9 protein-coding genes and 1 tRNA gene are annotated in these 13,619 nt (G+C 39.6%); 8 read left to right on the top strand and 2 right to left on the bottom strand.

Annotation, left to right across the window (positions count from 1 at the left end; translation table 11 throughout):
- The first annotated feature begins 39 nt into the window (after nucleotides 1–39).
- Nucleotides 40–1,869, top strand: coding sequence for a carbon starvation protein A (locus QZR90_RS08495; RefSeq protein WP_295790873.1), 1,830 nt, complete (start codon nucleotides 40–42; stop codon nucleotides 1,867–1,869).
- Between the two features lie 165 nt (nucleotides 1,870–2,034).
- Here the strand turns inward: QZR90_RS08495 and QZR90_RS08490 are convergent, their stop codons facing one another.
- Nucleotides 2,035–2,916, bottom strand: coding sequence for a LytTR family DNA-binding domain-containing protein (locus QZR90_RS08490; protein ID WP_295790870.1), 882 nt, complete (start codon nucleotides 2,914–2,916; stop codon nucleotides 2,035–2,037).
- Nucleotides 2,917–3,139: 223 nt separating this feature from the next.
- Complete coding sequence (locus QZR90_RS08485; RefSeq protein WP_295790867.1) at nucleotides 3,140–4,858, bottom strand: LytS/YhcK type 5TM receptor domain-containing protein; 1,719 nt, start codon at nucleotides 4,856–4,858, stop codon at nucleotides 3,140–3,142.
- Between the two features lie 277 nt (nucleotides 4,859–5,135).
- Here QZR90_RS08485 and QZR90_RS08480 point away from each other — a divergent pair, with 277 nt between their 5' ends.
- The 7 genes from QZR90_RS08480 to QZR90_RS08450 form a co-directional block, all read left to right on the top strand.
- On the top strand, nucleotides 5,136–5,285 hold the full coding sequence (locus QZR90_RS08480; RefSeq protein ID WP_295790863.1) for a hypothetical protein: 150 nt from the start codon (nucleotides 5,136–5,138) through the stop codon (nucleotides 5,283–5,285).
- An 86-nt stretch (nucleotides 5,286–5,371) separates the two neighbouring features.
- Complete coding sequence (locus QZR90_RS08475) at nucleotides 5,372–6,268, top strand: LysR family transcriptional regulator (protein ID WP_295790861.1); 897 nt, start codon at nucleotides 5,372–5,374, stop codon at nucleotides 6,266–6,268.
- A gap of 117 nt (nucleotides 6,269–6,385) precedes the next feature.
- A tRNA-Lys gene (locus QZR90_RS08470) sits at nucleotides 6,386–6,461 on the top strand.
- A gap of 274 nt (nucleotides 6,462–6,735) precedes the next feature.
- Nucleotides 6,736–8,235, top strand: coding sequence for a threonine synthase (gene thrC, locus QZR90_RS08465; RefSeq protein ID WP_295790858.1), 1,500 nt, complete (start codon nucleotides 6,736–6,738; stop codon nucleotides 8,233–8,235).
- Between the two features lie 111 nt (nucleotides 8,236–8,346).
- Nucleotides 8,347–9,207: a DMT family transporter gene (locus tag QZR90_RS08460; protein WP_295790855.1), complete on the top strand. Its 861-nt coding sequence runs from the start codon at nucleotides 8,347–8,349 to the stop codon at nucleotides 9,205–9,207.
- 222 nt (nucleotides 9,208–9,429) lie between these two features.
- Nucleotides 9,430–10,854 carry a decarboxylating NADP(+)-dependent phosphogluconate dehydrogenase gene (gene gnd, locus QZR90_RS08455; RefSeq protein ID WP_295790853.1) on the top strand — a complete coding sequence of 475 codons (1,425 nt, stop codon included), beginning with the start codon at nucleotides 9,430–9,432 and terminating at the stop codon, nucleotides 10,852–10,854.
- A gap of 552 nt (nucleotides 10,855–11,406) precedes the next feature.
- Nucleotides 11,407–13,619: ESPR-type extended signal peptide-containing protein (locus QZR90_RS08450; protein WP_295790851.1), on the top strand; the 2,213-nt coding region annotated here is incomplete at its 3' end.

Raw genomic sequence — 13,619 nt, 5'->3', positions numbered from 1 at the left:
TCCGATGCACTTATTTTATTTTTGAGGAGGTTCATACAAATGGAAATGAACGGTCTTTATTTGGTTATCATATCGGCCCTCGTTTTAGCGATTGCATATCGTCTATACGGTGCCTTTATTGCAGCCAAAGTTCTTACTGTTAATCAGTATCGTACAACCCCAGCAGTTGCCATCAATGATGGCGTTGACTATGTACCAACAAACAAATGGGTAACATTTGGTCAACATTTCGCAGCTATCGCTGGTGCAGGTCCTTTAGTTGGTCCTGTTATTGCTGCACAATTTGGTTATTTACCAGGTGTACTTTGGATCTTAATCGGTTCCGTACTTGCTGGTGCAGTACATGACTTTGTACTTTTATTCGCATCAGTTCGTTACCAAGGTAAATCCATTGCCGACATTGCTCGCGCTGAAATTTCTAAAGCAGCTGGCATGGGTACACTTCTTGCAACATTATTCTTGTTAATTATCACTATGGCTGGTATGGCTGCCGTAGTTGCTAACTCTCTTGAAAATTCCCCATGGGGCTTCTTCACAGTTAGTGCTACTATTCCTATCGCTGTATTCATCGGTGTTTACCTTCGTTGGTTGCGCCCTGGTCAAATCCGTGAAGCTACTATCATTGGTATGGTATTAATCATGGCTGCTGTTATCTACGGCCCTGATATTGCTCATTCCTCTTTAGCTCCATATTTCACTTGGGATCGTCACTCCATCCAAATCATGCTTGCTGTATACAGCTTCTTCGCTGCAGCACTTCCAGTATGGTTGTTATTAGCACCTCGTGGATATCTTTCCACATACTTAAAAGTTGGTACAATTGGTGCCTTAGCATTAGGTATCATCATCGTAATGCCAACTCTTCAAATGCCTGCATTCTCCGCTTATGTTGGTGGGGGCGGCCCAGTACTTAGTGGTTCTGCAATTCCATTTGTATTTATTACAATTGCTTGTGGTGCTTTATCTGGTTTCCACGCAACTGTATCCACTGGTACAACTCCAAAAATGATCATGAATGAAAAGGAAATGCTTCCTATCGGTTATGGTGCTATGCTTACTGAAGCATTCATCGCTATGATGGCTTTGATTGCAGCAACAAGCTTACATCCAAATGATTATTTCGCAATCAACTCTACAGCTGAAACATTCAGCACACTTGGTCTTCAAGTTCACGAATTACCTCAATTGTCTCAAATGGTTGGTGAAGAATTAATGCACCGTCCAGGTGGTGCCGTATCCTTAGCAGTAGGTATGGCTCATATCTTCTCCAAAGTACCTAGCATGAGTCATTTGATGAGTTACTGGTACCATTTCTGTATCATGTTCGAAGCATTGTTCATCTTGACTTTGATCGATACAGGGACTCGCGTAAGCCGTTACATGGTACAAGAATTACTAGGTATGGTTATTCCTAAGATGAAAGATACTCACTGGACACCAGGCGTATACTTCTCCTCTTTCCTAGTATGTTTTGCATGGGGTTACTTAGTTCTTCAAGGTAACATTGGTACAATTTGGCCATTATTCGGTGTATCTAACCAATTACTTGCTACTATGGGCCTTGCCATCGGTACTACAGTAATCATGCACCTTGGTCACAAACGTTATGCTTGGGTAACAGCTATTCCTTGCGTATTCATCGCAGTTATCACAGTTATGGCTGACTATGAAAACGTATTCTGGAACTACATTCCAGAAGGAAAATGGATGTTAGTACTTGTAAGTGTTGTAATGTTCTTATTAGTTGCTCTTGTAATGGTTGAAGCAGTTCGTAGCTGGATTCGCCTTGCAAAACAAAAACAAGACTTCCGCACTGAAGATGACATCGAAGCTGAAGCTTTAAAAGAAATGGAAGCTGACAAAGCATAAGCTTACACATAGTAAGGGTTAAGTGAATATACTCGAGGTCGAGAAAAAAGATTGAAATAAAAAATTCGTAATCTTACGATGAACCTCAATAAAATACAGAAGGAGTTGCCACAATGTGGCAACTCCTTTTGCGTTATGTGATTATATGTAGCAAGTTAGTTCGTATTAACTAATACCAAGGAGCTCCTTAATTGGTTTTACTTGCGCCTTACTCACAGGGATGTCTATTAATTCTGTACCTTTCGCTGTAGTTTGGGGCAAGCGTAGCCAGTAGGTGCCCTTAAACCAAGGAACGACTTCGCTGACCATGTTGAGATTTACTATATAGCTGCGGTGCACGCGATAGAGTGAAGTACCTCGCAAGCGCTCCTGTAGTTCTGTTAAAGTTTTGTTAGATTTGTAGGAGCCCTTAGTGGTATGTACCTCAAGGCGTCCCGATTCACCAGTGATATAGGAAATAGTATCCAGATCAATTAGTAAAATGTGTGCGCCATCATCAACGGCAATTTTATTTGTCCGAATAGATGGTGCAATCGGTGCTGTGCTACTAGCAGTGCTCTCGTCAGATGCGATGGCTTCAGCAGTTCCAGTAGGAGTACTAGCAGTATTTGCTGTACTTGCTGTACTAAGGCCCTCCTCGGTAGCTGCCTCTGAGGACTCAGTGGGAATGCCATTAGGATAGAGGGCTTTCTTGGCATGGGTCACAGCTTTTGCGAGACGCTCTTCTTCAATCGGTTTGACTACATAGTCTAAGGCTTGTAGTTCAAAGGCTTTTAAGGCGTATTCGTCATAGGCTGTAGCAAAGATAATTTTACTTTTCGGTGAAATATCATGAACTACTTGGCCCAGTTCAAGACCTGAAAGACCATGCATATGAATGTCTAAGAATATAAGGTCAGGCTGCTCTCGTGTAATAAGTGAAATAGCAGCAGTAGCATTATCAGTTTCGCCAATAATATCAATTGTATCGGCATGATGAGTTGTTAATAAATAACGCAGCTCGTCACGAGCTGGTGCTTCATCATCAATTAAAATCGTTCGTATCATAGTCCCTCCTTATGGTTAGATTATTTGTAATATGCTAACTTCTTGTTAGCAATTGGCTTAAATTTTTGTTAGCAATGTGCTACGTTTTTTTAGTAGAAGCATTGCGTTGTGTTTAAGTTGGTTAGTAAGGTTCGTATATTACATTATATTAAATAGAGTGAGCACTACATTAATATGAGTGAGCACTACATTAATATGAGTGAGCACTAGGCTAAGTTTTAAATCAATCCTCTTTAGAATTTAGCCCTTTGGTCGGCTCTGGTTTAATCTTAGGAATGCGAATTGTTACCACCGTACCTTCTTCTGGCGTAGAGGTAACGGTGAGTCCATATTGTTGGCCATAGAGACCACAAAGGCGGCGATGCACATTGCTAAGGCCGATATGACCTTCAGGGGGATGCTCTAGATAATAACTAGGGTCCTGGTCAAAGCCCACACCATCATCGGTAACGGTGAAGACAATATCTGTGTCAGTTTCATAGCCTTCAATGGCAATGGAGCCACCCACTTCACGAGGCTGCAAACCATGTTTGATGGAATTTTCAATAATAGGTTGCAGCGTTAAGGATGGAATGCCATAGGAAAATACTTCTGGGGAAATATTGTGTGTAATGAAGAGTTTGTCTCCATGACGAGCCATAGAAATTTCTGTGAAGGCCGTCACTTGTTCCCATTCCTGTTCGATAGAAATGATGCGTCCCGTATATTGTAGTGTAAAGCGGAACATTTGGGAGAATTTAATGAGCAAGCGCCGTGCATGTTCTGGATTAGTACGAATTAAAGATGAAATCGTATTTAAGGTATTGAACAGAAAATGCGGATTAATCTGCGCGTGCAGGGTTTGCATTTTAGCGGCTTCTACGAGTTGCTGTTGATGATCTATTTCTGTCAGTTCTAGCTGAGTCGAGAATAAATCGGCTAAGCCTTGCGCAAAGGCCACATCAGATGCATCAGGCACATGGGAGGGGTCAGTGTAATACATTTTCAATGACCCAATGATGCGTGATTTAATCATTAAAGGTACAACAATGGCGCTTTTTAACGAGCAATGAGGCTCTGTACAGCCGATTTGTTTCGGCGTATACGCTATGTGTATGGTACCCGATTTTAATGAATCGATAGTGACATTCGTTAAATGGGAGGCCACACCTGGCGCATGGTGTTCCACTTCGGCGCCAATGTAGGCCAACACATGCTCTGTATCCGTAATAGACACGGCATCGTAGAGACTGTGTTTTTTTATAATGCGCACAACGGCAGCAGCTGACTCAGGTGTTAAACCTTTTCGGAAGTAGCGCACCGTTTCACGGGCAATAGATAAAATGTTTTGATTTTGACTGGCCTTTTGAATTTCACGTTGATGTAAACTATCCTTGGTAATTTTAATAAATAAAGATAGCCCTAGGGAGTTGGCAATAATCATGGGTAGCGCAATGTCACTGACTAAGGTGTATGCCTGCTCAAAGGGCTTTGCTACGAGTAGAATAATCGCCATTTGTACGATTTCGCCTACAAAACCAACGGCTAAGGCAATGGTCCACGGTACGGGTGTTCGTTTATAATACTTTTGGACAAGCCCAGCCAAGAGACCTTCCGTTATAGAGGAGATGGCACAGGCTAAGGCGGTAAAGCCACCTAAAGAGTAGCGGTGAATACCGGATACGATTCCGACTGCACTGCCCATAGAGGGACCAGCAATGAGACCTGCTGCCATAATGCCAATCATACGCGAGTTAGCTAATGCGTCGTCCACAGGAATGCCTGCATAGGTACCAGCGATGGCGATACTGGAGAAGAGAATAATGAAAACAAATTTATCACCAGCGGATAATTTGTGAGCGATAAGACGATCGAAGAGGCGCATCTGTGATACAATAAGTCCCAGTACGACGGCCATGCTGATGCGTTTTATCATTTCAAATAGTAAGACTTCAATACTCATGAGATAATCCTTTACTACAATATATTTTGTTTATAACTTAGAAAACATACCATTATGATACAGTTAATTATTTCGATATATCTAAAATACTCAAAATAACTCTGATTTAATTATATCATATGCGGAATTGATATAGGACGGCTATTTCAAACGTTGTTATAGAGTCCTAGTTTGTAGTATTATATATGTATAGAAACTAACAGTCTGTATTAATAAAAGATATGAGTGATTAAACACAATCGCTGTTAATATCATAAGTGTGATAGGAGGAGTTATCATGTGCGGTTGCGATATTGCGTATAAATCGGGTTTATCTCGTTTGGGGAAAAACATGGAAGGTACATTACACTTCCTTGTAGAAGTTATTTTAGGATTAAGTCTACTTCGCTTAGCCATCTACTGGGTCCTAGGCATCGGTAATCTATAATAAGACATAGAAGGACTATTTCGCTAGATGGCGAGATAGTCCTTTTTTATGTTTCATAGCATATTTATAGCATAGGAGATACACTTATGTTGACACAATTGCGATATTTTTTAGCGGTTGTTAAATATCATAACTTTAGTGAAGCTGCTGAGGCCTGTCATATATCACAATCCGCTATATCACAACAGATTAGGGCCTTAGAGCGAGAGCTAGGGGTTGAGCTTTTGTGGCGTCATAATAGAACCTTTTCGCTTACGCCGGCAGGAGAACAATTTTATCAACGTGGCATTGTTATAGTATCTGATTATGAAAAATTATGTAATGATATAAAGCGTATTCATCGGGATACGGGGGATATTTTTCACCTTGGCTATTTACGTGGGTATAGAGGACCTGAGATAGAAGAATGTGTAGCCACTTTCTATGAACGACATCCAGATGTGGAGATTCATGTAACTAGTGGAACTCATGAGGAACTCTATTGGATGCTTAAGAATGAAACAATTCAAGTGGCTTTTAATGACCAACGTCGGGTCTTTGCAGATAGTTATGTCAATGTTGTACTTCGTCGCAATCCCATGTTTGTAGAATTAGCAAAAGCAAATCCTTTGAGCGATCTGCAACGTATAAGTTTTGATGATTTGAGACATACGCCGTGCATTTTATTGGCCTCCAAAGAACAAGAAAAAATGGAAGCCGCTTATTATCACAATGATATGGGTGTAAAAAGTGAATGTATCTTTGTAGAGAATATGGAAGAAGCCCATCTTCTAGTTTTAAGTAATCGTGGTTTTATGATTGTAGAAGGTGGCGAGGGGAGCTCGCTGTATAAAGAAAAAGTAGCGCGAGTACCTCTATATAATAATGAAGCGCGCATTAATCGAACCTATGGTGCCTTTGCTAGCAAAGAGGGAATGAATGGGTTGACTAAAGAATTTATCGAAATTATGGAGACGACCTTTGGCGCGTCTCGTGAAGTGTAAAACTTCATATTTGACGCCTTATAGACTGGTTGAGCAAGACAAAATCTAGGTGGAACAATTCTATATTTTTATCCTTTACAATTAAAATGTATTGGAGTATAATTAGTAACGTTCTATGGATCACTAGCTCAGCTGGCAGAGCACCTGACTCTTAATCAGGGTGTCCAGGGTTCGAACCCCTGGTGATCCACCACATAAATTAAAACGAACCCTCTATTACTTTTGTAGTAGGGGGTTCGTTTTTTGCCTAGAAAATTCTCTTCATTTTAGTTATAATAAAATGATAATCTATAAATAGGGTTCTAGCCTATATTTCTTTATCAGCAATTATTTTATTAGGCTTTTAAGTACTAATGGTACTGTAATTGTACGGCTATCATATTGTATTTGCTTAGGGAGGTTATGGTAGAATTCATAGATTGATTTGTTGTACAATCGTTGTTTATAGGAATATGAGGGATAGAGAGATGAAATATACAAGTACCCGTAGTGTACAAAATGTTAGTGAAACATATGCTTTGCTTCACGGCTTAGCTAATGATGGTGGTTTATATGTGCCAGCAGGATTTCCTGAACGGACTATTACATATGATATGATTGCAGATAAAAGCTATCAGGAGATTGCTTTTATTGTGCTCAGTAAGTTTTTCCCATGTTTTTCAGAGGCTCATTTAAAAGAAATGATCAACGCAGCCTATAGTACTAGCAATTTCAGTACCACTGATATTGCGCCCATTCATTCCTTGCTTGAGCGTGTTTCTGTATTGGAATTATTCCACGGTCGCACACAAGCCTTTAAAGATATGGCCTTGTCCTTATTCCCATATCTTTTAGTAGCGGCTAAAGAGGCTGAAGGGGAAGATAAAGAAGTCTTGATTTTAACGGCTACTTCTGGTGATACAGGAAAGGCTGCTTTAGAAGGTTTTAAAGATGTAGCGGGCACACATATTCAAGTGTTTTACCCTACAGATGGTGTTAGTCCTATGCAACAAGAACAAATGCAAAAGCAAGAAGGGGCTAATGTGAATGTAACCGCCATTAACGGTAATTTTGACGATGCGCAGCAATTTTTAAAACGTCTCTTTGTGGACGAAGCGATGGCTGAAAAAGCAGCCGCTAAAGGAGTTCGCTTCTCCAGTGCGAATTCGATTAATGTGGGACGATTGGCGCCACAAGTGGTGTACTATGTAGCAGCTTATGAGGAATTGGTCGGACAAGGTGCGATTCACAAGGATGAAGCCTTCAACGTCATTGTGCCAACAGGTAACTTTGGCAATATTTTAGCAGCCTATTTTGCAAAATTAATGGGCGTGCCTATTGGCAAGTTAATCTGTGCTTCCAATCGCAACAATGTGCTCACTGATTTCTTTAAGAATGGCACTTATGATATGAATCGTCCGTTCTATACGACGATTTCACCATCCATGGACATCTTGGAAAGCTCTAATTTTGAACGCTTTTTATATTATATGAGCGGACAAGATCCGGACATAACGAAAGCGCGCATGGCAGACCTTAAGAGCACCGGTAAATTATCTGTAACGGATGAGGAATTAAAACGCATTCAACAATTGTTTAGTGGTCAATTCGTAAATGACGAAGAAACGAAGGCTATCATTGAGCAAGTATACAATTCCTATGGCTATTTATTAGATCCTCATACAGCTGTGGCTATGGGGGCCTACATGAAGGAGCTACAAGAGCATCCAGAAGATGGTGGCCGTCATACAATTATTGCGGCTACGGCGCATCCATTTAAATTCCCACCAGCTATTTGTGAGGCCTTAGAACTAGAAAAAGGTGTTACACCTTATGATAGTTTAGAGCATATTTCGGCAGTTACTGGCGTGGCATTTCCAAAACAATTAGCTGAGTTACAAGACAAAGAACTTCGTTTTACTAAGACAATCGACAAAGAATCGATGGGACGTGAAATCTTAGATTTCATCGACAGCTTTGGAAAATAATTGGCTTTAAAGCCTAGTCTGTGTTCGTTTAACTTTACCTAATGGGGGATGAGTTAAACGAGCATAGGCATAATAAACAGAACAATTTAATAGCTAGAAAGTAGTGATGTAATGAAAAAAGCCTTTTTCTATGCAGTGTCATCGGCATTGTTGTTGAGTATTATGAATGCCTTTGTAAAAATGCTAGGGCAAGGTATGCCGGCGGCGGAGATTACTTTTTTCCGTGGCCTCATTGGCACAGTAGCTGTTTTGGCGTATATGGGGTGGCATAAGATATCCTTCTCCACAGAAAACCGTGGCATGCTAGTGATGCGCGGTGTATTCGGTGGTTTAGGCAATTTCTTAAACTTCCTTGCCCTTGCTTATATGCAGCTTGCGGATGCGTCCATATTATTCCAATTATCGGGGATTTTCGTGTTTATTTTTAGCACGTATATTTTAAAAGAGCCTATCCCTAGTGGTGCTGGCAAATGGTTATTGGTTATCTTGTTGGCTGTTATTATTATGATCAAGCCTTGGTCATATAATGATTTCCACTGGTACTCTTTATATGCCATTGGCGGTGCTTTATTTGCGGCGGCAGCGTATACGACGATTCGTCAGATTAGCCAGAGTGGTCATCATAGCCCCTATGAAATCATGTTTTACTTCTTAGTATCCATGATTGTAGTAGGTGGTATTTTTATGTGGGAAGACTTTGTATGGCCTGATACACGACAATGGATTTTAATTTTTGTCATCGGTGGTATCTCCGTATTTGCTCAATTCTTCCTAACAGGTGCCTTTGTGGCTACCAATGCTGTAGTAGCACAGTTCCTGCAGTATATTGGGGTATTCTTTAACGCCTTCTGGGGCTTTATGCTCTTTAATGAATGGTTGTCTTGGATGACCATTGGCGCTGGTATATTGATGTTTATTGCATCTGTCATGATTGGTCGCTTGAAAGAACAACATCATGTGAGTCGCAATTAAGTAAGTAGCGCTTAGGGGCAATTAAGCATATGCAAGTTGCGAATGGCAATTGAGTCTGTAATAGTAACTAGAGCGGACTAAATATATAAGCAGTGAACTGCAATTTATTTTACCAATATGACGAGAGAAAGCTTAGCCAATTAATAGATTATTGGAATATGATATAATACATATATACTCTAAAAACAACGCAAGATATATTTTGCAGAAGAGGAGATAAGAATGGAAAATAAAAAGTTTGAATTTGGTTTAGTTGGTTTAGCTGTTATGGGGCAGAACTTAGCGCGCAATGTAGCACGTAATGGATTTAGCATTGCTGTGTACAACCGCACACCTCAAAAAACAGATGATTTTGTTAAGAACTATGGTCATGAAGGCACTATTGGTGGTGCTCATACGCCAGAAGAATTCGTTAACATGTTGGAAAAACCTCGTAAAATCATGTTCTTAGTTAAAGCTGGTAAACCAGTAGATGATATGATTGAAGCCTTTTTACCATATTTAGATAAAGGCGATACATTAATCGATGGTGGTAACTCCTATTTTAAAGATACTATTCGTCGTGCTAAAGACCTTGAAGCTAAAGGCTTCCGTTATTTAGGCGTAGGCGTATCTGGTGGTGAAGAAGGCGCTCTTAATGGTCCAAGCTTAATGCCAGGCGGAACAGAAGCGTCCTACAAAGAATTGGCGCCAATTTTCACAGCGATTGCTGCGAAAGTAACTGATGGTCCTTGCTGTAGCTATGTGGGCAATGATGGTGCAGGCCACTATGTAAAAATGGTTCACAATGGCATTGAATACGGTGATATGCAGCTCATCTCTGAGGCATATTTCATGATGAAGGAAATTCTTCACATGAGCGATGATGAAATGGCTGACGTATTTGCTGAATGGAATAAGGGTTTATTAGATTCTTATTTAATTGAAATTACGTCTAAAATTTTAAAAGTAAAAGACAAAGAAACAGGCACTCCGCTTGTAGAGTTAATCTTAGATAAAGCTGGTCAAAAGGGTACTGGTAAATGGACTAGCCAAGAAGGTCTTGACCTTGGCGTGCCAATCCCAACCATTGCAGAGGCTGTATTTGCTCGTGGCATGTCAGCATACAAAGATGAACGAGTTGTAGCGGCTGATGTATTAAAAGGGCCAGAAGGCACCTATGAAGGCGACAAAAAAGCATTTATCGATGCGATTCATTCTGCTTTATATGCGTCTAAAATTTGTTCTTATGCGCAAGGCTTTGCATTAATTAAAGCAGCTGCTAAAGAATATAGCTGGAATATTAACTTTGGTGATATGGCTTTATTATGGCGTGGTGGTTGTATCATTCGTGCTGTTTTCTTAGAAGATATTAAAAAAGCCTTCGACCGCAATCCTGAATTGTCCAACTTGCTCTTAGATCCATTCTTCATGGAAGCGATTCAGGCACATCAAGCAAAATGGCGTGAAGCGATTATCGAGGCTAAACGCTTTGGTATTCCTACACCAGCATTCTCTGCATCCTTAGATTATTTCGATAGCTATCGTCGTGCTAGCCTTTCAGCTAATCTCATTCAAGCACAACGAGACTTCTTCGGTGCGCATACATACGAACGCACGGATAAAGACGGCGTGTTCCATACAGAGTGGGAAGCTGAAAGCAAATAAACGAGAAGAGAACAATTATATATAGCAGGCAAATGGCCACAACTATATGTGTATATACATGTAGTTGTGGTCTTTTTTATGCTAAATTTTAAATTTTGTAGGTCTTGTAAGCATACTTGAATTACCATTAATTAAAACAACAAATAAAGTAATTAAATAAGATAATTATATATTTAAAAATATGATAAAAAGTTATAATAAATCAAAAAATATGATTGAAATTGAGTATATGATAAAAGGTGAAAATTATATGATAAATAGAATTATAAAAACAAGATGAATTTTGAAATTACAGCTGAAATGAGTGGGTTTAGGCGTGAAAATAAAATGAAATTAAAAATCAAAAAATGTTCTAAATTTATTGACATGAAATGTTATAAAAGAATAAAATATAAATGAATAGTCCGTTAGTATTTATAAGAGAGGAGCAGGATTATTTTTACGTAAAATTCATATTAATAAAAATGATTTATATTTAAATTATTTATACCTATATGTATCGACAATTTGAAGGTTAAAAGAGAGCTAATTTTAGTACAAGGAGGCTTACTAATGAATAAGCATTACAAAGTTATTTGGAGCAAGGTTAAGAACAGCTATGTAGTTGTTTCTGAACTTGCTAAACAAGCTGGTAAAACAGCATCAACAAAATCTCAGACAGGTCAGCGTATTGGCGTGGCTTTAGCTGTGTTGGCGTTGAGCGCGGGGATTAGTGGTAGCGTTTGGGCCGCTGATGCTACTGATACGACTATTGTCAGTGGAGCAGTAACATATAATAAGGCTGACGGAACGTTAGTTTTAACAGATAGTAATGCTGAAACTATTGAAATTACTGGGTTGAAAAATCTTGATACAACAAGTGTTACGCTAAAAGATAATATATTAACATTTACCCGTAATGATGGTTCTACTTATACTGTAAGTGGGATAGGTGCTCTTTCTGATAAGACACACTACTACAGTGTAAAGGCTCCTACCACTCCAGGTGGCAATTACAACAATGATGGCGCTACGGGTGACAATGCCTTAGCTGCTGGTGTAGGGGCTAGTGCAGTAGCTCACAATAGTATTGCCATTGGTCATAAAGCTTGGATTTTGGATAGTAATGGTGGTAAAGGCAGTGGCGACATTGCTATTGGTAATGGTGCTAAAGTTGAAAACTATGCGGACCAAAGTGCTGGTATTTCTCTAGGTCAAAATGCCTATGTAGAAAACATGGCTGGTAAGCAAGAAGCTGTCTTTGCCCTTGGACAGACTACATTTAGTGGTAACTTCTTATCTACTGCACGTATTCCTGCAGATCCATCTAAAGTGGCAGCAGGCATAGCTATTGGTGAAAACTCTTATGCTCGTTCTGGAAGCTTAATGGTTGGCACTCATAAATATGTTGGTAAATTAGGTGATGTAGATATAAATACGACTACTGAAGCAGGCCGAAGAGCTGCTGGTGTGGGCGTTAATACAACTACAATTGGTACTAATAGTTTTAACAATGGCCTTTTTTCTACAATTACCGGTGCCTACTCTATAGCCACTGGTAATTATGCTGGTGGACGCAACTCTACTGATGCAGGTAAAAACTTTGGTGCCGTTATTATGGGTTCCATGAATAGCATGGAGTCAGCTACTGCTGAAAACTCTAGTTCTGGTGTAGCTAGTAGTATCGTAGGTTTGGCGAATAAAGTAGCCAATGCAAATGGGGCTTTAGTCTTTGGTGCAGGTAATGAAATTACTAACTCTGTAACAAGTATTTCTATTCCTGGTACGGGCTTATTGGATAGTTCTTCAGCAGCAAATTCAGCTAAAGAATTGCAAGATAAAATGCTAAAAATTATACGTGATACTGATAGTGGCGGGTCTACTTTGGCTATTGGTGGTAGTAACAAAGCTGATTACACTCGTGCCTCTTCTATTATTGGTGTAAAAAATACCTTAACTGGTACAGCTAGTGACATTAGTCAATATAACTCCATTATGGGTTATAAAAATGTAGCTGAAAATGTGGATGATGTAACTTTAGCAGGTATTAATAATACAGTTAAAGATACTAAGACTGCCGTTGTATTTGGTGATAACCGTAAATTAACTGGTGCTAACAATAGTATCGTATTGGGTTCTGTTGATGAAGAAACTGAGCTAACTGCAACTGATGCGGTTGTAATTGGTCACAAGGCAAATGTGGAAACAGTAGGTGGTGTAGCTCTTGGTTTTGATTCTATTGCCATTGTAGATAAAGGTGTTGTTGGTTATGATCCAGTTACAGATACAGCATCCACAAAAACTGATGCTACTTGGAAATCTACACTAGCTGCTGTATCTGTTGGTGCAAACGGTAAAACACGTCAGATTACAAATGTAGCCGCTGGTACAGCTGATACTGATGCAGTTAACGTTGCACAGTTGAGAACAGTAGCCTCAGCAATTAGTGAAACTGCTAGTGACGCACATACAGCGATTACGCTCAATGGTGAAGCGGTAACACCTGGAGCAGATGCATTAGGTACTCCTGTAGAAAACAATAATTTAACGATTGCTGCTAAAACTCAAAATGGTAAGACTACGTATGATATTAAGTTGAGTGATAAAGTAGCCACTAAGGAAGATGGTCTACAATTTACGGGTGATACAGAGGGTGTAACTGTTAGCAAGAATCTTAATGAAACCTTGTCTATTAAAGGTGGCATTGCAGACGAAACTAAACTTAGCGACAATAATATTGGTGTAGTAGCTAAGGCAGATGGTGGATTAACTGTTAAATTAGCTAA

The sequence above is a fragment of the uncultured Veillonella sp. genome (genome assembly GCF_900545795.1).
In the GTDB taxonomy this organism is placed as follows: domain Bacteria; phylum Bacillota; class Negativicutes; order Veillonellales; family Veillonellaceae; genus Veillonella_A.
This window is presented reverse-complemented; position numbering and strand designations above follow the sequence as displayed.